Source organism: Bradyrhizobium sp. Rc2d, from assembly GCF_900099855.1.
In the GTDB taxonomy this organism is placed as follows: domain Bacteria; phylum Pseudomonadota; class Alphaproteobacteria; order Rhizobiales; family Xanthobacteraceae; genus Bradyrhizobium.
In genome coordinates this window covers 18,339-36,178 of sequence record NZ_FNCU01000070.1, presented here as the reverse complement: position 1 = coordinate 36,178, position 17,840 = coordinate 18,339, and the positions used below count along the sequence as shown (strand labels likewise).

20 protein-coding genes are annotated in these 17,840 nt (G+C 63.4%); 8 read left to right on the top strand and 12 right to left on the bottom strand.

All coding sequences use genetic code 11. The features are described 5' to 3' along the window. Positions 1-550, top strand: a 550-nt coding sequence (locus BLV07_RS42470) for an IS5 family transposase (protein ID WP_091898422.1), incomplete at its 5' end; no start/stop codon positions are given. A 129-nt stretch (positions 551-679) separates the two neighbouring features. On the opposite strand, the gene BLV07_RS42465 is transcribed toward BLV07_RS42470, so the two are convergent. The 6 genes from BLV07_RS42465 to BLV07_RS42440 all read right to left on the bottom strand — a co-directional run bounded on the left by BLV07_RS42465 (position 680) and on the right by BLV07_RS42440 (position 5,731). Further along, entirely contained in the window at positions 680-985 is a 306-nt protein-coding gene (locus tag BLV07_RS42465) for a copper-binding protein (protein ID WP_091898412.1), read from the bottom strand. Between the two features lie 149 nt (positions 986-1,134). Continuing rightward, on the bottom strand, positions 1,135-1,743 hold the full coding sequence (locus BLV07_RS42460) for a hypothetical protein (protein WP_091898410.1): 609 nt from the start codon (positions 1,741-1,743) through the stop codon (positions 1,135-1,137). Then, entirely contained in the window at positions 1,740-2,588 is an 849-nt protein-coding gene (locus BLV07_RS42455) for a lanthanide ABC transporter permease protein PedC (RefSeq protein ID WP_091898408.1), read from the bottom strand. The genes BLV07_RS42460 and BLV07_RS42455 overlap by 4 nt, the downstream gene beginning before the upstream one ends. Then, the gene (locus BLV07_RS42450) at positions 2,585-3,391 is read right to left on the bottom strand and encodes a lanthanide ABC transporter ATP-binding protein PedB/LutE (RefSeq protein ID WP_091898406.1); all 807 of its coding nucleotides are present in this window, start codon (positions 3,389-3,391) and stop codon (positions 2,585-2,587) included. Before BLV07_RS42450 ends, BLV07_RS42455 begins: the two co-directional genes overlap by 4 nt. Further along, positions 3,388-4,356 (bottom strand): YVTN family beta-propeller repeat protein, encoded by a 969-nt coding sequence (locus BLV07_RS42445; protein WP_091898404.1) that lies wholly within the window; start codon positions 4,354-4,356, stop codon positions 3,388-3,390. Before BLV07_RS42445 ends, BLV07_RS42450 begins: the two co-directional genes overlap by 4 nt. A gap of 193 nt (positions 4,357-4,549) precedes the next feature. Beyond that, complete coding sequence (locus tag BLV07_RS42440) at positions 4,550-5,731, bottom strand: lanthanide ABC transporter ABC transporter substrate-binding protein PedA1 (RefSeq protein ID WP_091898402.1); 1,182 nt, start codon at positions 5,729-5,731, stop codon at positions 4,550-4,552. A gap of 59 nt (positions 5,732-5,790) precedes the next feature. Here BLV07_RS42440 and BLV07_RS42435 point away from each other — a divergent pair, with 59 nt between their 5' ends. Then, positions 5,791-6,363 carry a DUF3280 domain-containing protein gene (locus tag BLV07_RS42435; protein ID WP_091898400.1) on the top strand — a complete coding sequence of 191 codons (573 nt, stop codon included), beginning with the start codon at positions 5,791-5,793 and terminating at the stop codon, positions 6,361-6,363. Between the two features lie 167 nt (positions 6,364-6,530). On the opposite strand, the gene fghA is transcribed toward BLV07_RS42435, so the two are convergent. Further along, entirely contained in the window at positions 6,531-7,376 is an 846-nt protein-coding gene (fghA, locus tag BLV07_RS42430) for an S-formylglutathione hydrolase (protein WP_091898399.1), read from the bottom strand. Between the two features lie 70 nt (positions 7,377-7,446). Continuing rightward, positions 7,447-8,067 carry a response regulator gene (locus BLV07_RS42425; protein ID WP_018320706.1) on the bottom strand — a complete coding sequence of 207 codons (621 nt, stop codon included), beginning with the start codon at positions 8,065-8,067 and terminating at the stop codon, positions 7,447-7,449. Positions 8,068-8,261: 194 nt separating this feature from the next. Here BLV07_RS42425 and BLV07_RS42420 point away from each other — a divergent pair, with 194 nt between their 5' ends. The 3 genes from BLV07_RS42420 (at position 8,262) to rpsU (ending at position 13,393) form a co-directional block, all read left to right on the top strand. Continuing rightward, positions 8,262-9,620 (top strand): histidine kinase, encoded by a 1,359-nt coding sequence (locus BLV07_RS42420; RefSeq protein WP_091898397.1) that lies wholly within the window; start codon positions 8,262-8,264, stop codon positions 9,618-9,620. A 163-nt stretch (positions 9,621-9,783) separates the two neighbouring features. Then, entirely contained in the window at positions 9,784-12,255 is a 2,472-nt protein-coding gene (locus BLV07_RS42415) for a TonB-dependent receptor (protein ID WP_176946120.1), read from the top strand. A gap of 862 nt (positions 12,256-13,117) precedes the next feature. Beyond that, entirely contained in the window at positions 13,118-13,393 is a 276-nt protein-coding gene (gene rpsU, locus BLV07_RS42400; RefSeq protein ID WP_027572522.1) for a 30S ribosomal protein S21, read from the top strand. 32 nt (positions 13,394-13,425) lie between these two features. On the opposite strand, the gene BLV07_RS42395 is transcribed toward rpsU, so the two are convergent. The 3 genes from BLV07_RS42395 to BLV07_RS42385 all read right to left on the bottom strand — a co-directional run bounded on the left by BLV07_RS42395 (position 13,426) and on the right by BLV07_RS42385 (position 14,387). Further along, positions 13,426-13,704 carry a DUF1488 family protein gene (locus tag BLV07_RS42395; RefSeq protein WP_091898420.1) on the bottom strand — a complete coding sequence of 93 codons (279 nt, stop codon included), beginning with the start codon at positions 13,702-13,704 and terminating at the stop codon, positions 13,426-13,428. Between the two features lie 127 nt (positions 13,705-13,831). Then, on the bottom strand, positions 13,832-14,128 hold the full coding sequence (locus tag BLV07_RS42390) for a hypothetical protein (RefSeq protein WP_091898391.1): 297 nt from the start codon (positions 14,126-14,128) through the stop codon (positions 13,832-13,834). After that, a complete protein-coding gene (locus BLV07_RS42385) occupies positions 14,121-14,387 on the bottom strand; it encodes a hypothetical protein (RefSeq protein ID WP_091898418.1) in 267 nt (88 codons plus the stop codon). The genes BLV07_RS42390 and BLV07_RS42385 overlap by 8 nt, the downstream gene beginning before the upstream one ends. A 352-nt stretch (positions 14,388-14,739) precedes the next feature. Here BLV07_RS42385 and BLV07_RS48180 point away from each other — a divergent pair, with 352 nt between their 5' ends. The 3 genes from BLV07_RS48180 to BLV07_RS42370 all read left to right on the top strand — a co-directional run bounded on the left by BLV07_RS48180 (position 14,740) and on the right by BLV07_RS42370 (position 16,024). Next, positions 14,740-15,084 (top strand): hypothetical protein, encoded by a 345-nt coding sequence (locus BLV07_RS48180; protein WP_176946118.1) that lies wholly within the window; start codon positions 14,740-14,742, stop codon positions 15,082-15,084. Between the two features lie 132 nt (positions 15,085-15,216). Then, entirely contained in the window at positions 15,217-15,555 is a 339-nt protein-coding gene (locus BLV07_RS42375) for a hypothetical protein (protein ID WP_091898389.1), read from the top strand. A 61-nt stretch (positions 15,556-15,616) separates the two neighbouring features. Beyond that, entirely contained in the window at positions 15,617-16,024 is a 408-nt protein-coding gene (locus BLV07_RS42370; RefSeq protein ID WP_176946119.1) for a hypothetical protein, read from the top strand. A gap of 138 nt (positions 16,025-16,162) precedes the next feature. Here the strand turns inward: BLV07_RS42370 and BLV07_RS42365 are convergent, their stop codons facing one another. After that, positions 16,163-17,632, bottom strand: a complete 1,470-nt coding sequence (locus tag BLV07_RS42365; RefSeq protein WP_091898387.1) for a sulfatase-like hydrolase/transferase — start codon at positions 17,630-17,632, stop codon at positions 16,163-16,165. Positions 17,633-17,840: the final 208 nt, after the last annotated feature.

The following is a 17,840-nucleotide window of genomic DNA, read 5'->3' as shown; positions in this document are numbered from 1 at the left end:
CCGGATCGTTCGAATCCTGGTGCGGCGGGCACGGAAGAAGCTCGGCCACAAGCCAACGCCGACGGCTGCCGTCATCGACAGCCAAACTGCTTCGACAACGCAGGCCGGAGGACCTCGTGGCTTCGATCCCGGCAAGCGCCTGCATGGGCGCAAGCGGCACATCGTCACCGATACCAATGGCCTTCTGCTCGCAGCCTATGTCCATCCTGCGAACGTTCAGGATGTCCATGGCGCGGTCCCCTTGCTCGAGCACCTGCGAGACCGCTTCCCGAGCCTCCAACATGTCTTTGCCGATCGGGTTTACCGCGGCAAACAGCTTACCAACGCGCTGTCCCACTGTGGACCGTGGACAATCGAAATCGTCCAGCGACCACCGGGGGTCAAGGGCTTCCAGCTCCTGCCCAAACGTTGGGTGGTCGAACGCACCTTTGCGTGGCTCGGTCGCTGCCGACGCCTCACCAGAGACTTTGAAGGCTCGGCCGCGACAGAGCTTGCCTGGCTTCATGTTGCCCATCTCAGGCTGCTGACAAGACGCCTCGCTGCACCCTAAAAAGCTCGCCGCCCTTTTTGAGTCAGGCTCTGAGGAGCCGCCTCAAGCGGGCGTCTCGAAGGATGGCCGTAGGGAGGTCGCTTTCAAATGCGATTGTCCTGCCGCAAGCGGGAGAGGCAGGGACCAGTGCTACGGCTTCTGCTTCTCCAACTTCGTCAGCGTGCCGGTGCCGTTCGTCTCGGTGGCTGCATAATTCACCCTGTCGCCGGCATGGACCGCCTCCAGCATTGCCGCGTCCTTCGCCTTGTACTCCTGGAGCGCGCCGGCGTTGCCTGAGCTGGCGCCGACCGTGCCTTTCTGCGTCTGCTGGATCGAGATCGTGCCATTGAGCCGATCGATCCGCGTGACCATTCCGGTCATGTCGTCGGCAAGGGCGCTGGATGAGAGCATGGTGATGACCGCAGCGCCCGCGAAGATGAATCTTGTTGTTCCCATCGAGGCCTCCGATGTCCTTGATTGGATGTCTTGGATTGACTTCGACAAGACATCCTGGAGCGATTTGGTTCCGCCAGATAGCGCGGCGAAAGGTTTAACGATCGCGCTGATATCACGGGAACTTTGGTGCGTCGTCAGCGAGCCTGACGCTATTCCATTTCCTGCTGGATCACGCGCCCGAGCGCGAACAGGCGCTGGTCGATCGTGGTCGGAACCTCGCAGACAAATCGCACCACTTTGTGACGATCCTCGAAAATGCGGGTCTTCCAGATCAGTTCGTTGCTGAGCGCCTCGACCTTGGCATCGTCGCGCGGCGTTGCACCCTGGAGCGCCTGGAGCGCCAGCGTCTCCTCACGGATCTTGTCGGCGGCCTCGCGCTGCTTGCGGCTGACGCGTTCGAGCCCGTTCATGACCTGGGAGCGCTGGGCGTTGAGCGTGTCGAACAGGCCGGCAAACAGCAGTTTGGCATTCGCGGTCTTGTCGGACGCGGAGGCAGCCAGAAACTCCCTCACCGACTTCTCGGCCTCGTCGAGCGGCGTCTTGCGCGCCGACAGCTTTGCGACCAGCGCGCTGATCTTGGCATCGTCCTTCCATTTGTTCTGGACGTCGTCGAGCGGCGGGCCGGCCCAGACGGCCGCAAGCGAAATCTCCGGCACCTTGGCCTGGGTGCAGGGCCAGTCCGGATAGCGCGAATCGGCCGCGCGCGCGGCCGTGCTCGACAGCGCAATTGCCATGGCAGCCAGGATCAGAACCTTCATCCTTCGCCTCCCGCAGGCCCGCGTCGCGCCAGCCCGCGCGACGGATCATAGGCGAAAATCGCGCCGATCATGAAGACGATTGTGCAGATCGCGACCACCGCCAGCGAAATCCAGTTGATCTGTCCGTACAGCGCAAATCGGATCAGCTCGACCGCATGAGTGAACGGATTGGCCTCGCAGAGGTAATACAGATAAGGGCTGCCCTCCTGGACCCGCCAGAGCGGATAAAGCGCGGAGGAGGCGAAGAACATCGGGAAAATGACAAAATTCATGACGCCGGCGAAATTTTCCAGCTGCTTGATGCCGGAGGAGATCAGCATGCCGAGCGAGCCCAGCATCAGCCCGCACAGGATCAACGCCGGCAGCACGGTGAGATAGCCCGATGGCGGCGGGGTGATGTCCCAGAACCAGGCGATCAAGAGGAACGCATAGACCTGGAGCAGCGACACCGCAGTGCCCGCGAGCAGCTTGCAGAACAGCAGGAACCCGCGCGGCAGCGGGCTGACCAGCAGCGTGCGCATATTGCCCATCTCGCGGTCATAGACCATCGAGAGCGAGGACTGCATGCCGTTGAAGAGCTGGATCATCGCCATCAGTCCGGGCGCGATATAGACCTCGTAGAGGATGTAGGTCTCGTAGGGCGGGATGATGGAAATGCCGAGCACCTGGCGGAAGCCGGCGGCGAAGATGAACAGCCACACCAAGGGCCGCACCAAAGCCGAGACGAAACGCTCGCGCTGATGCAGGAAGCGCAGGCCCTCGCGCCAGACGATACCGGTGAGGCAGGTCATGTACTCGGCGAACGAGAAGCCGCGCGGCGCCTCGCGGGTGGCGATGCTGCTCATGCGCCGCCTCCCGGCATGGTTTGTGCGCCGGTCAGGCGCATGAAGGCGGTATTGACGTCCTGCGCGCCGGCTTCCGTGACGACGCGGCTCATCGGGCCCTGCGCCAGCACCTTGCCCTGGTGCAGCACCACGAGATCGTCGCCGGGCATGATCTCGTCGAACAAGTGCGTGGCCCAGAGCACGCCGATGCCTTGCTCGGTCACGAGCTGGCGGACATGGCCGATGATGTCGGCGCGCGCCTTGACATCGAGGCCGACGGTCGGCTCGTCCAGCAACAGCAGCCGCGGCCGGTGCAGCAGTGCCCGTGCGATCTCCAGCCGCCGCATCTGTCCGCCGGAGAGATCGCGCACCCTGCTGCCGGCGCGTTCTTCGAGCCCGATGCGGCCGAGCAGTTCGGCGCTGCGTGCGGCGGCCTCGCGGCGGCTGATGCCGTGGAGTGCAGCGTGATAGAGCAGGTTCTGCGTCAGCGAGAGGTCGAGATCGAGCGTGCGCGGCTGGAACACGACACCGAGCAGCCGCAGCGCCTCGCCGGGGCTCTTGCTGATGTCGTGACCGAAGATGCCGATGCGCCCGGCTCGGATGCCGAACAGGCGCGTGATCAGCGAGAACAGCGTGCTCTTGCCGGCGCCGTTGAGGCCGAGCAGCGCCGTGAAGCTCGCCGGCTGCACGTTGAAGGAGACATCGGTCAGCGCCCGTCGCGGCCCGTAAGAATGGCTGACGCCGTCGATCGACAGCGCTGGCACCGCGGCCGCTTCCGGCCTCGAGGTCTCGCGCGGTTCGGCGGTGGGGGCAGGGCTGGTCATGGCGCGATCGCGACGCCCCAGGGCAGTTCGCCCACCTGAATGGTCTTGATCACTTTTTGCGCGGCGACGTCGATGACGGAGACATCGTTCGACACGCCGTTGGTGGTGAGCAGGTATTTTTCATCCGGCGTGAACGCCATGTGCCAGACCCGCTGTCCGACCAGCAGATATTTCGTCACCTTGCGCGTGGCGACGTCGACCACGGCGATGCGGTTGGCGGGGCCGAGCGCGATGAAGGCGGTCTTGTCGTCCTTGGTCATGCCGATGCCGACCGGCTGGATCGCCTCTTTCCGCAGGCCGGGGATCTCGAAGGTGACCTTGCCGATCACCTCGTGCTTCCCGGGATCGATGATCGACACGGTGCCGCCGATCTCGGAGGACACCCACAGTTCCGAACTGTCATGCTTGAACTCGGCAAAGCGCGGCCGCGCATCGACCAGCACGTTGGCAACGATCTGGCGCGAAGATGTGTCGATGAAATGCGCCATGTTGGTCGTCTCGGACGTGTTGATCAGCGTCTTGCCGTCGGGGCTGATGGTCATGCCCTCGGGCTCGACGCCGACCTGGATGTCGCTGAGCCGGGCGCGCTTCTCGAGGTCGATCACGGTCACCGTGTTGTCGTTCTCGTTGGCGACGTAGAGGACCTTTCCGGCGGCATCCTGGGCGAACAATTCCGGGTCGGGGCCGGAGGGCAGGCTGTCCACCACGCTTTGCGTCTTGGCGTCGATCACCTGGATGGTGTCGTCGTCGCCGACCGCGACCATCACGAACTTGCCGTCGCGGGTGAAATCGATGCCACGCGGGCGCTGGCCGACCTTGATGGTCTTGGTCACGGTCCAGCTGTCGGTATCGATCACCGACACCGTGTTGCTCTTCTCGTTCGAGACATAGGCGATGAACGCATGCGCGGGCGCTGTGACGAGCGCTAGAGCCACAAGCAACGCGGTCCCCAGCATGCGTGACATCTGTCCGCGGGCTGGCTTCACCTCCCCCGCTTGCGGGGGAGGTCGTATCGCATCGTGAGATGCGATACGGGAGAGGGCTCGCTCCGGTTGAGGAGTCTTCTTCGTGGAGACACCCTCTCCCCAACCCTCCCCCGCAAGCGGGGGAGGGGGCGCAGTGTCGTCGCGGTGGCAGCTTGAGCTCATCTCACAATTCTCATTTCAGCTTGCATTTGCTCTCCGGGCGGTCATAGCCAAGCGTGTCGAGCTCGGAGACCTGGTGCAAGAATCCCTCCTGTGGCGACACCGTTACCACCATGCGGCCGTCGACCAGCAGGATCGGCTGGCGAAGCTGGAGATTCCAGTCGCGCAGGGTGAGCCGCGTGCCCTTGAAGGCGGCGACCGAGAAATCCGGGCCCTTGATGAAATCGGTGACTTTCTTGACGTCGCCGGAATTGGTGCGCGAGGTGGCTTCGCCGATCATGCGCACCGCGGTCCAGGCCTGCATGTCGAGCGCGGTCATGCGCCGTGAATTCAGCTTGACGAAGCGGTTCTGCATCTGGATTGCGCCCCACTGGTCCTGCGCGGCGTCCCAGCTGCGCGGCACGAGGCCGGCCGAGCCCGCGACGGGGCGCGGATCCCAGGTGCGATAGGGCAAATAGGCGCCGAACACCTCGCTCTCGTCGGCGACAACGAGCACGTCGTATGCCGGCGCCTGCTGCGTGAACACCGGCATCTGCCGCTGGATCAGCGTCACGCCGGAGTCAGTCCGGCGCGCGCCGCCTTTGTCCTCGAAGGTGCGCTCCTGCACGATCTTGGCGCCGAACCGCGTTGCGGTGCGCCGGAGTGCATCGGCGAACAGCTTGTCCTCGTCATGCGAGCCGACCACCAGCAGCCAGCGTTTCCACTGCTTCCACACCAGATATTGCCCGAGCGCATCCGCCAGCATCGCGCGCGTCGGCGCGGTGTGGATGACGTTGGCGCGGCAATCAGCCTCGCGCAGCCGCTCGTCGATTGCGCCGACGTTGAACAGCAGCGTGCCGCGCTCTCGCAGGGCATCCGAGACTTTCAGCAGCGCATCGGCTGGCAGGTCGGCGATGATGAAACCGTTCTTCTCGGCGAGCGCGGTCGCGACCTGGACCGGATCCTCACCTTCCTTGATGCGGCGCTCCTCCAGCGTAAAGCGCTGGCCCAAGAATTTTCCGGTGGTGTTGTTGTCCTCGATGGCGAGACGGACGCCGGCGACGCCGTCATTCTCCGCAGGCTGCTCGACCAACGATAGCGTCGATCTGGTGCCGGCGACGCCGAGATAGCCGACGCCGATCGTAACAGGGTCCGCCGCGAGCGCGCTCGTCGCGGCAACACCCAAGCCGATCAGGCCGACCAACCATCGGATCATGTTTCCTCCGGACGATCTCTCCGGCTTGACCGCCGTTGGAGAATTGTCTCTGCTAAAGCATGACCAATTTGTCAGGGCATGCAACCCCGCATTTCGTCCTCGCGCGCATGGGGACTGGAATCACGATCGTGCGAGCACTGATATGTCTCGCCGCTTTGCTATTGACCGGATCGGTCGCGCTCGCCGACCCGCCGAAACTGGCGGTGTTCGATTTCGAGCTGATCGACACCAGCCTGCCTGGCGAGTTCTACGGCTCGAGGCCCGAGCTGGCGCGGCTGGAGCGCATCAGCGAGCAGCTGCGCAAGGAGCTGGCTGATTCAGGCAGGTTCCAGGTGCTCGACATCGCCCCAATCAGGGATGCCGCCCGTCACGCGAACTTGCAAGCCTGCGGCGGCTGCGACCTCAAGCTGGCCGGGCAGCTCGGCGCCGAGCTGGAGATCACCGGGCTCGTGCAGAAGGTCTCGAACCTGATCATCAACCTGAACATCTATCTGCGCGACGTGAAATCCGGCAACATGATCACGGTCGCCAGCGCCGACATGCGCGGCAACAGCGATGAATCCTGGACGCGAACGATGAGCTACCTGATCCGCAACCGCTTGCTGGCGCCGAATTACGGGCGGCCGGAGTAGAGGGCTTGTTCGCCTCTCCCCGCCTGCAGGGAGAGGCCGGAATTTGCGAAAGCAAATTCCGGGTGAGGGGGAGTCTCCGCGAGTCCAACTGTCACCGTTTTCGCGGATGGAGCCCCTCACCCCAACCCTCTCCCCGTAAGAACGGGGAGAGGGGGAGGAGACAGCGATCACCCCTTCAATCTCTCCGCATGCCAGTGCAGATGATCGCTCATGAAGGTCGAGATGAAATAGTAGCTGTGGTCGTAGCCCGCCTGGCGCCGCAGCGTCAGCGGGATACTCGCCTTGGTGCAGGCGGCTTCAAGCAGCTCCGGCTTGAGCTGTTCTTTCAGGAAATTGTCGGCCTCACCGACGTCGACCAGGAAGCCGGAGAATTTCGCGCCGTCCTCGATCAGCGCCACCGTGTCGTGGCTGCGCCAGCTATCCTTGTTCGGCCCGAGATAACCGGTCAGCGCCTTGATGCCCCAGGGCACGAGCGAAGGCGCCACGATTGGGGCGAAGGCGCTTGCCGCGCGGTAGCGGTGCGGATTGCGCAGCGCCACCGTCAGCGCGCCGTGACCGCCCATCGAATGGCCCATCACCGATTGTCGCTTGGCGTCGACTGGAAAATTCTCCGCCACCAGCTTCGGCAGCTCGTCGGTGACGTAGCTCCACATGCGATAGTTGCGTGCAAACGGCTCTTGCGTCGCGTCGACGTAGAAGCCGGCGCCCAGGCCGAAATCATAGGCGTTGTTGGCATCACCAGGCACGTCGGGCCCGCGCGGTGAGGTGTCGGGCGCGACGAAGATCAGGCCGAGCTCGGCGCAGGCTTTGCGGAATTCGCCCTTCTCGGTGACGTTGGCATGCGTGCAGGTGAGCCCGGAGAGGTACCAGACCACGGGCAGCTTGGCGCCGTCGGCATGCGGGGGGACATAGACCGAGAACACCATGTCGGTTCCGGTCGCCTGGCTCGCGTGGCGGTATACGCCCTGCACGCCGCCATAGGATTTGTTCGTCGAGACAGTCTGAATCGTCATGCCCAAAAGCTCCGTGGCATCTCACCACATCAAGATTGCAACGCTTGTATGACCGAAATTTGTGGCGATGTCAGGCAACGCCGCTGTCGATCGCCAGACGCACCAGCTCGACCGAGGTCTTCACCCCGAGCTTCTGTCGCATGATCGAGGAGGTGTTGGCCACCGTCTTGTAGGACGATTGCACCAGCCAGGCGATCTCGGACAGGCTTTTTCCGGCGCTGAGCAGCCGCAGGATCTCCATCTCGCGCGCGTTCAGCTTCGACAGCGGGCTTTGCGCCAGCGTCGGTCCCGCAAAGGCGATGCTGCGCGCGATCGCACTCGGCAGGTACGTGCCGCCGCCGCCGACGGCGCGGATCGCCTCGACGAGGTCGTCGGGGTCGCCGGTCTTGGAGACGTAGCCCTTGGCGCCGCATTCGATCGCGCGCGCGGCGAAGGCCGGATCGTCGTTCATGCTGAACATGATGATGCGGGCCTCGGGCGCGCGCTCGAGGATGCGGCGCGCGAGCTCGAAGCCGGAGACGGTCGGCAGGTTGATGTCGATGATGCAGAGGTCGGGGCGCTCGACGATGAAGACGCACTCGCCGTCTTCGGCATCGGCAGCCTCCAAAATCTCGATCTCGCCCTCGTCGGCCAGCACGGCACGGCAGCCGGAGGCGACGATGGGATGATCGTCGACGATCAGAATGCGCATAGGCGTTCCCCGCGACAGCCTCGGCCTGTTCTGCGCCGCATGAGGCCGACCAGGCAAGACGCGCGCGTCTCATGTCGCCTCATGCAACCCGGCCGGGATTGCTGTACGCTTCCGATTAGATATCCGCCGCTTCGCCTCTGTCAACGTCATCGGACAGGCGCGGGCAAAACCTTCGCGGGGCACGAGCGATACCAATGTGGCAAAATCTATCCTTGCGCGGGCGCATCAACCTGTTGCTGGCGCTGCTGCTGGCACTCGGGCTCGCCGTCAATATCGGCCGCCAGGTTGCGGAGGCGGGGCCGCGCGTGCAGGCCGAGGACCAGAGCGTGATCCGGCTCGCGCGCGAGTTCATCGAGATGATCGTTGCCGATCTCAACGAGGCGCCCGATCCGGATGCGAGATTGAACCAGATCGCGCGCGATCTCAGCCGTCTGCGCCATGTCAGCATCGCGCTTCGGGACGCCGGCGGAAATCCGCTGACGCCGCCCCGGCCTGATGCCGACGCCGACACGCGCGGGCCGCCGGCCTGGTTCGTCAGCCTGGTTCATCCCGAGCAGACCGCGGTCAGCGTGCCCGTCTCGATCCATGGCAAGCCCGGCTCGCTCGTGATTACCTCGCATCCGAACGACGAAATGGCCGAAATCTGGGACAGCATCGTGACCCAGCTCGAGGTCGGCTCGGTCATCGCGGTCGTGCTGTTCCTGGTGATGATGAATGTGGTCGGCCGGGCGCTGGTGCCGCTCCAGTCGTTGGCCGAGACCATGGCCGAGATCGAGGGCGGGCATTATGACGCGCGGGTCACGCCGGGCGGCGCGCCCGAGCTCGCCGCGATCTGCGGCAAGCTCAATCATCTCGCGGCAGCGCTCGGCGAGGCGGTCGAGGACAAGCGGCGCCTTGCCGAGCGTGCGGTGTCGCTCCAGGACGTCGAGCGCAAGGAGATCGCGCGCGAGCTGCATGACGAGTTCGGGCCGTATCTGTTCTCGCTGCGCGCCCATGCCAGCGCGCTGGCGAAGCTGGCGGACGGACGTGCGCCGAGTGCGGAGGCCGTCCGAAAGCACGGCAGCGCCTTGCTGGAGCAGATCAATGCGCTCCAGCAGTTCACCCGCCGCGTGCTGGAGCGGCTCCGGCCCGTCGGCCTCGCCGAGCTTGGCCTGCGCCAGGCGCTCGAATCGCTGTCGCGGCTGTGGCGGGAGTCGCATCCCGAGGTCACGATCGAGACCTCGATCTCGCCCGCGCTGGGCGCGACCGGCGAGACCGCCGACCTCACCATCTACCGCATCGTGCAGGAGGCGCTCACCAACGTGTTCCGCCATGCCGGTGCGACCTCGGTCAACGTCGTCATCGAGCCGGCGGGACAGCACGGACGCGACGGCCGCGTCTGCGCCCGGGTGAGGGTCAGCGACAATGGCCGCGGCATGGAGCCGGGTCAGAAGCTCGGTTTCGGCCTCGTCGGCATGCGCGAGCGGATCCTGGCGCTGGGCGGCACGCTCAATGTCGTCTCCGGCGAGAGCGGTTTGACCGTCGAGGCGCTGGTTCCGACGGCGGCGGCCTGATCGCGCCCGAGATCATCGGGAAAAATTCCCGATTTGGTCGGGAAAACGGGTGCGGATATCTCCCGACCTTTTGTGGCTGGCGCACCCACTGCCGCTGATTACACTTGTCTCGACCAAACGGCGAAAATCAAAACAGCCGGTGGTCACGGATGGGAAGGCGGGGATGGGCAAGGGTCTTTCGTTCAAGCGTCGTTTGTTGATGGCCTCGGTGTCGACGGGGCTGATGTCGGGATTGGTCTTTGCAGGCCCTGCCGCGGCGGCGCAGGACGATGAGACCAACGTTCAGAACCTGCCGCCGGTCGAGGTGACCGCACCACCGCCATCGACGGCGAGGCGCACTGCGCCGTCGCGACCGGTCGCCCGCGTAGGCGCGCCGTCGTCCGCGAGCCCCAGGACACGCATTTACGTCTATCCGACCGCGCCGGGCACCGGCCGAGGTCTCGACGTCGACAAGGTCCCGTCGGCGATCAATGCCGTCGATGCCAGCCAGATCAAGCGCACCGGTTCGCTGAATGTCACCGATGCACTGCGCGACAACATCGCCGGCGTCAACATCAGCGAAGTCACCGGCAACCCGTTTCAGCCCGACATCGAGTTCCGCGGCTTTGTCGCCTCGCCCGTGACCGGCACGCCGCAAGGCCTCGCGGTGTACCAGAACGGGGTCCGCATCAACGAAGCCTTCTCGGACGCCGTCAATTGGGACCTGATCCCCACCGCCGCGATCAGGTCGGTGACGCTGGTGACCAACAATCCCGCTTTCGGCCTCAACGCGCTGGGCGGCGCCATCAACCTGCAAATGAAGGATGGCTTCACCTATCAAGGTGCGGAGCTCGATGTCATGGGCGGCTCGTTCGGCCGCATCCAGGGCTCGGCGCAATGGGGCAAGCAGGTCGACAAGAATTTTGGCGTCTATGCCGCGCTCGAAGGCCTGCACGACAACGGTTTCCGCAATTTCTCCCGATCGGACGTGCGGCGCTTCTACGGCGATGTCGGCTACAAGGCCGGCGACAGTGAATTCCACGCCAGCATGGGCGTCGCCAAGAACGATTTCGGCGCCAGCGCCACCGTTCCGGCCGAGCTGCTCGACAAATATTGGGGCGCGACCTACACCACACCGCAGACCACGAGCAATCGCGTCGGCTATCTCAACCTCACCGGCAAGGTCGATGCGACGCCGACCTGGACGCTCGAAGGCACCGCCCATGTGCGCCGCTACGAGCAGAAGCTCGTCGACGGCAATCCGACCGATGTGCAGGAATGTGCCATTGCAGGGCTGCTGTGCTTCGGCGACGATACGACACCGGCGAACGGCACGAACGGTCTTCAGCTCGCCAATCCCTTCGCCTCGGGGACCATCCTCGGCGAGATCGACCGGAGCACGATAAGGTCGACCACCCTCGGCGTGTCGGGGCAGGCCACCAACACCGATCAACTGTTCGGCCACGACAACCGCTTCGTGATGGGCGCCACCTATGACGCCAGTGTCACGCGCTATAATGCGACCGCCGAGATCGGCTCGATCGGAGAAAACTACGTCGTCAGCGGCAGCGGCGTCTTCTTGGGAGCGACCGGCACGCCAGACCCGGTTGCCGGTCCTGTCTCGCTGCGGACCGTCAACCAGTATAACGGCATCTACGCGATGGATACGTTCAACGTCACGGACGCATTCGCCGTCACCGGCGGCGGCCGTTTCAACGTGGCGCGCATCACGCTGGAAGATCAGCTCGGGACCGACCTCAACGGCGATCACACCTTCACCCGGTTCAATCCGGTGCTCGGCGGCACCTACAAGATCACGCCCGAGCTGACCGCCTATGCCGGCTATTCCGAGGCCAACCGCGTGCCGACGCCGCTCGAGCTCGGTTGTGCCGATCCAGCCCGTCCCTGCCTGCTTGCGGCGTTCCTCGTCTCCGACCCGCCGCTGAAGCAGGTCGTGTCCAAGACAGTAGAAGCGGGCCTGCGCGGCACCAAGGAGCTGAACATCGGCACGCTCGGCTGGAAGATCGGCGGCTTCCGCGCCACCAACTATGACGACATTGTTGCGGTACCCGCCGTCGGGCGCACCGGCTTCGGCTATTTTTCCAATGTCGGCCGGACGCGCCGGCAGGGGTTCGAAGCCGAAGTCAACATCAAGTCGCCCACGCTCCAGTTTCAGGCGAGCTACGCCTTCCTCGACGCGCGCTTCCTTGACCCGCTGGAACTCGGCTCCGAGAGCCCGTTCAGGGATCCCGTCACCGAGACCATCCACGTCTCGCCCGGCAACCAGATCCCCGCAATCCCGCGCCATCGCGTCAAGATCGGCGTCGACTACGCCGTGACCGACGTCTGGAAGGTTGGCGGCAACGCGCTGTTCGTCTCCAGCCAGTATCTGGTCGGCGACGAGTCGAACCAGTTCGCGAAGCTGCCGTCCTACACGGTATTCAATCTCCACACCTCCTATCAGGTCACGAAGAACGTCCAGCTCTACGGCCGCGTCGACAACGTCTTCGACAAGCGTTACGCGACCTATGGCCAGTTCTTCGACCGGGAAGCCTTGCCCAACTTCACCAATGGCGGCGCAGAGTTCACCGACCCGCGCTCGCTCAGCCCGGCGCGGCCAAGGGCGTTCTATGCGGGCATGCGGGTGACGTTCTAGGCGTGCTCGATGCACTACTTTCCGCTACGGCCTGAGGCGGACTCGCACCGGCGCTGCGCCATGTCTACTTTATCCAAAGCAGACGCGTGAGCTTCGGCAAACTAAATCGGACGCGTTCGGATATCAGTGCTAGACTTAGGGATGATGAAATTTCTTATGGTTGCGCTGGTCACCACATTTCCGGTCCTCGCTCAAGTCAGATCCACTCAAAAGCCGCCGCTTACCGATCGCGAACAGGTTAAGGTTGACCGCGCGAAAGCGGCCGAGGCCGAGAAGAGTGCGCCCACAACGCGGCCTTGGGATCGTGACGCGGACGGCAAGCGCCCCTGGGATCAAAAGCCCTCGAAGCCCTGACAGAACAATGTCGCGCCCGCGCCATGCGCTCGAATTCCGTTCGATGCTTCTGGAGATAGCTGAAGGCCTGCTTCTGCGTGTTGAATGTCGTCGCGAGCCGCACGTCTGCCGATTTGCGCCGGACGCGAGCAGGAAAGTGATGATTCCGCAGTCTGGCTTGATTCTAGGCACGACCTGCACTTTCCGGCATGTGATCGGCCCCTTTAAGTTTCGTCGGTGGCGTTGAAGGCGATTATCGCGCCGGCGTCTTGAACGCTTCTTGGGCGCTGGCAAAGCTATTCGAGGCGCTTCGCGCGCCTCTGTCGACATGCAAGCAAGACGTTATCGATTGACAGCGCTGCACGAGAGTGGTCACGTGGATGCCACCAAGCTGCATCGCTGTGACAAGCAGATCGGCTCAGCGCGACGAATGTCGCCGCCACTATCCTCAAAAGTCGCAATGAAGCTCCTGCGCAATTGGCTGCCAGCAGGACGTGTCGCATCCGCAGCCCTGAGCGAGGAGGATCAATTGCACGTACTTGTCAGAGACAACAACGTCGAGCAGGCACTTCGTGTTCTCAAGAAGAAAATGCAACGCGAGGGCGTCTTCCGGGAAATGAAGCAGCGGCGTTCCTACGAAAAGCCGTCCGAGAGAAAGACCCGCGAGAAATCTGAAGCCATTCGCCGGGCCCGCAAGCTCGCTCGGAAGCAGGCGATCCGAGAGGGCTTGCTGCCCGCGCCGCCGAAAAAGAAACCGTTTGAGCGCAAGCCACCCTTGCCCGAGATCAAGGCACGGGCGGAATAGAGAGCGCCGTCATTGGGAAGCATGCCGTCGGGCTATGGTCTGAAATCGATGCCTCGCAGCACGATGCCCGGTGGCGTGCCTTCGAACTCTGTCGCGCGATATTTGCTGGCCGCTCGAGCTTCGATGCGATCCCGCAGGCGCGTGAACTGGGCTTCCCGCTGCTCGGGTCGGACTTGCGGCCCGCGCTCGAGATAGTCCATCGCGGAGGTGGAGATCGCGCAAGGAACCTCCCTGGCACCGTCATGCATCGAGAACCGGACGATCATCCGGTCGTATTCGTGGCTGATAAAGCGGCCGCTGGTCAATGTCATGGCTTGCTCCGTTACCTGATTGCGACCCGGCACGATCGTGCCTCCAATCATCGCCCGCGGCGGGCCGCCCGCTTCCCGGTCGCACAAGCATGGCACGTGTCGAGAATGCAGGCGGCCGTCGTTCGTCTCAGCCCTCCCCCGACAGCCGGGCGAAATCGTCGAACAGTGCTGCCACCAGCGCGCGATGGCGCGTATCCTCGGCAGGCAGACTCGCAGCATAGAGGTTGAGCAGATGACGCGCCTTCACTGCCGCCTCCGGCCAGGACGCGGCAGGCACCGTCATCATGCGGTTTTCGAGATCGGCTTCGCGCTCGCGCAGCTCGCGGAGATTGGCCTCGACGTCAGCCAACGCGCGGCGCAGGTCGGTTGCCTTCTGCGCGGCCATGCCGCGATGCTTGTCGAGATCGACCGGCTGGTCAGTCATAGGCGATGCTCGCGTCCGCAGCTTGCGCGTTCGCAAGATCGATCGAGGCGATCGACAGCATCTCCGTGGCGCCGCAAGCGCCTTCGGCGCGCACGGTGATCATCGTGGCAATGCGGCGATAGGCCGAGAAGGTCAGGCCCTCGATCGTCTCCTCGTCGGTGACAACCTCATAGGTGCCGGCCGGCAAGACGCGCTCGATGCCGCGGATGCGGAACGGATGCTTGAAGTTGACGGTTTCTCGCCGCGAGCGGATGGTCATGCACGCCTGCCTTTCGCAAGTGAAGGCCCAACCGATGCTGGCTGTCGCGACCATGCTCCCTTCGCGCAGCAATAGCCAGCACTATCGTGACCCGCCGGCAAACGAAGATGTCACAGCGGAGCCGTCCCCCGCGCGGCATTTAACGCTCGCCATTGGCTCGGCACGGGCGTAGGCTCGCTGCCATCACCGCACGTCTCAACGGCTTCGACCGGTGACTGAGGGTCACGTATGCTCCCGCCGAAGGCCTCGCAGGAGCATTCGATGTCTCGTGTTCGCATCTCGGAATGGATCGTGCCGCCGGTGATCGTTCCGTTGTTTTTGCTGCTTCTCGTGTGTGGAGCTGCCATCCTCAATGGCTAGGGCAACCCGCGTGCCGTATCTGGTCAGTGGGACCAAGGAGTACGGAAGCTCCAATGTCGGCCGCGGCAGTGCAACGGTCGCGCTGCGGCTCGCGCGAAAACTGCTGCGCGAAGGCTACATGGACGTCAGGGTCTGCACTCCGCGTGGACGGGTGCTGCAGTCGAACGAACTCGACGAACTCAAACCACCAAAGGAGAGCGATATGGCGAAGGGCCAGCAACGCGGCAATCGCGAAGCCAAGAAGCCGAAGAAGGAAAAAGTCAAGGTGATCGCCGCGGCGCCGAGCCGCAAGGAAGCCGCTTGGCAGCCGGATTTCGGGGCGGTGAAAAAGAAGTAGCGAGGAACGAAGCCGAGCGTTCGAGGCGCGCCCGAATTGATCCTCCCAACCGGCAGCTTTGATGTCGCCTGTTCGTCCGTAGCGGACGCGCGTCGGCGTTCCACGTCCGCTTTTCCAAGCGACATGGCTTGATTGATCGAGAGCGGCCTCCGGCGATCGGGCGGATGGCACGAGATCGGCTGCACCCTGAATTCCTCGCCGCCGCATTGCTCGTTTAACCAAACAGAAACCATCGCAAATGATCCGAAAATTTTAACGAAACTCTCCGGCCGTCTGCGCGTCGGTTCGCCGGAGGGCCGCCTGATGACAGAGCACCAGTTGAAAGAGCAGGAATTCCAGATCGCGCGTTACAGGCGCCTAGAGCGGGAAGTGACAGATCCGCTCGCCGCGTGTCTGCTTCACAGCATCATCGAGGAGCTTGAAGCCGAGCTGCGCAAGGACAGACCGGATTGGCACGGGCCGCGCGATTAACGCTTTCTTAGCGCTAATGATGCGGACTATCCGCTTGGGAATACCAGGGGAGACGGCTCCCATGCTGAAGGACGGCACCTACGCGGCTTGGTACAAGACGCCGCTCGACCAGGGTACCGGGATCGTCCATGTCGCAGACGGACAGATCTGGGGCCGTGACAGTCTGATGACGTATCATGGCTCCTGTCAGGTCGATGGAGATCACTTCACCGCCACTGTATCGACGAAGCGTCATACCGATGGACGCGCAACGGTGTTCGGCAACGATGATGAGCTGACGCTGACCATCGAAGGAAACTGCCCCGGCAAGATCGCGACCTACACGGCGACGGCCGTACAAGTCCCGGGAATGATCCTCCAGGGAACACTCATCCTGACCGAAAAGCAGCCACCGGCACCTGAACGAACCGAGCAGATGCCGGCGTTCAATCCCAACAAGCTGCCGAAATTGTCGAAGCGCTCGCGCTGAGCGAGGAGAGGCATCGCGCTGGGCTCCGATACCCGGGCTGATAGCGGCAAACGGCAGCTGGACAACCTTGAGGGCGTGAAGCCACTTTACAGGTCTTCGAGGACGAGAGCGACAGACACGTGCAATACCGGCGCTCGGTCATTGCGCACTTCGACTGCTATCCGCATCGTCTGTCGATGCTCGCTGTTGGTTGCGGGCGTCCTGCATCGGCAGAGGAGACGCTCGCCGGGGCTGGAGCCTGTACCAAGCCACTTGACCGGGCTCGAATTGGGCGCGGTCATGTTTCGACCAGAACGGCGGGGCATGGTCGCCGACCACGAGGATGTCGGCCGGCGCCACGGCTGGGTCGCGAGCTATCTTTGCGACGACGGCAAATACGTCGTGCCAAAGTTCGGCCATCCTGCAAACCTTGGGTCGACCGAAGACGCCGCCGTCGGTCTCGCAATGAAAATCCGTCAGAGCTTGACCAGGCGCGACCGGAATATGGGTATTCAATGTGAGCCAATAGATGAAGCGTGGCTTGCCTTGCTTTCCCGCTTCGCGGGAGGCCGCAGAAATCACGGGCGCGAGATCCGCATCGCACGCGCCGGCGAAGGCGCTGCCGCATACGCGGTTGGTCGTTCTGACCAGCGCGTCGCGGAAGAGTTCCTGGTCGAAGCCGATTGTCGGATACCACTGCTCACGCTCGAACATACCTCCAGCGAAGCCGTGCACGGCGATGTTGCTATACCCTCGCGCGGCCAGCAGATCCGGCAGGCAGGTGTTGGTGTCGTGCTGAACGTACTCTGTGTAGAATGTGCGCGTATTACATAGTTCCCGCATCTCGCCCGATGTCGTCGAACCGAAATAGACCGTTTTTCCGGAGGTGATGGTGTAGTCCCTGGTCAGACTTTGATCATACAGGGGTTCTGCTATGCGCGTTCGGGCGTTCTGGTCCTTCAGGTAGCCCAAGCTCTCGACGATCACCAGGACGACGTTGTTTCCGTCGGCCCCTGCTGCCTGCCTAAAACCCGACACCTCCGCAGCGGATTGGATCGGCTCGTTGCGTCCCATCGTGGAGCCGAAATGGTAGTGTGGCGACGCGTTGCTGACATAGTCCATCACGCCGAACGCCTGTGCCAAGAAGAAGAGAACCGGTATGTTCGCATTCATAAGCATGGCGCGCGGCCTTAAGCATGCCAGGCTTACGCCCGTGGTCGTGACGAGTGTGACGATCAAAGCGAAATAAAGCGGTGAGGCGAAGAAATTGATGCGCCTCGCGTGGTCGACAGCTGCCATTAGGTCACTCAGCCCGATGCCGAACATGAGAGACAACGTTTGCACAATGTCGAAGGTGAGCACGGCAAGAAACAGCGCGACCGTGAGCATGAAGGGAATACGCCGCGCCAGGATGGCAATGCTGGCATAGAGAGCGATGGCGATGGTCCGCGGCGGCAAGCCGATATCGACCAGTGAAGCCATCGTTGCGAGCGAGATGAGGTTTGGTATCAGCAGCCCGCCCGCGAGGAGCCGCACGTTGGGCGAATCGAGCGTGCCAAAGAACGTGGCCCACTTTTCACGACCTTGCGCGGCCTGGGGCGGATTGGCGGGAATTGACGACGGAGGCATTCTCGCAACCAAAAAGGTACTGTTTTTTCTGAGTGCAGCCTATAGGCGAGACCTGAAGCCTAGATTAATTGCGCTGCGGAAAAGGCGTTGAATGAGTTAACTATGTGGAGGCGGCCCCGGCTTGCCGACTTTCCAGGACGTCGAAGCCGGACATAATGCCAGAGCGTCCGCGCCGAAGCGTCGGGCGTCTGGCCCAAGCCATCTCAGG

Coding starts and splice junctions, on each gene's coding strand:
- BLV07_RS42465 (WP_091898412.1), bottom strand. CDS start 985: ATGGGAACAACAAGATTCATCTTCGCGGGCGCTGCGGTCATCACCATG.
- BLV07_RS42460 (WP_091898410.1), bottom strand. CDS start 1,743: ATGAAGGTTCTGATCCTGGCTGCCATGGCAATTGCGCTGTCGAGCACG.
- BLV07_RS42455 (WP_091898408.1), bottom strand. CDS start 2,588: ATGAGCAGCATCGCCACCCGCGAGGCGCCGCGCGGCTTCTCGTTCGCC.
- BLV07_RS42450 (WP_091898406.1), bottom strand. CDS start 3,391: ATGACCAGCCCTGCCCCCACCGCCGAACCGCGCGAGACCTCGAGGCCG.
- BLV07_RS42445 (WP_091898404.1), bottom strand. CDS start 4,356: ATGTCACGCATGCTGGGGACCGCGTTGCTTGTGGCTCTAGCGCTCGTC.
- BLV07_RS42440 (WP_091898402.1), bottom strand. CDS start 5,731: ATGATCCGATGGTTGGTCGGCCTGATCGGCTTGGGTGTTGCCGCGACG.
- BLV07_RS42435 (WP_091898400.1), top strand. CDS start 5,791: ATGACCAATTTGTCAGGGCATGCAACCCCGCATTTCGTCCTCGCGCGC.
- fghA (WP_091898399.1), bottom strand. CDS start 7,376: ATGACGATTCAGACTGTCTCGACGAACAAATCCTATGGCGGCGTGCAG.
- BLV07_RS42425 (WP_018320706.1), bottom strand. CDS start 8,067: ATGCGCATTCTGATCGTCGACGATCATCCCATCGTCGCCTCCGGCTGC.
- BLV07_RS42420 (WP_091898397.1), top strand. CDS start 8,262: ATGTGGCAAAATCTATCCTTGCGCGGGCGCATCAACCTGTTGCTGGCG.
- BLV07_RS42415 (WP_176946120.1), top strand. CDS start 9,784: ATGGGCAAGGGTCTTTCGTTCAAGCGTCGTTTGTTGATGGCCTCGGTG.
- BLV07_RS42395 (WP_091898420.1), bottom strand. CDS start 13,704: ATGACATTGACCAGCGGCCGCTTTATCAGCCACGAATACGACCGGATG.
- BLV07_RS42390 (WP_091898391.1), bottom strand. CDS start 14,128: ATGACTGACCAGCCGGTCGATCTCGACAAGCATCGCGGCATGGCCGCG.
- BLV07_RS42385 (WP_091898418.1), bottom strand. CDS start 14,387: ATGACCATCCGCTCGCGGCGAGAAACCGTCAACTTCAAGCATCCGTTC.
- BLV07_RS48180 (WP_176946118.1), top strand. CDS start 14,740: ATGGCTAGGGCAACCCGCGTGCCGTATCTGGTCAGTGGGACCAAGGAG.
- BLV07_RS42370 (WP_176946119.1), top strand. CDS start 15,617: ATGCTGAAGGACGGCACCTACGCGGCTTGGTACAAGACGCCGCTCGAC.
- BLV07_RS42365 (WP_091898387.1), bottom strand. CDS start 17,632: ATGCCTCCGTCGTCAATTCCCGCCAATCCGCCCCAGGCCGCGCAAGGT.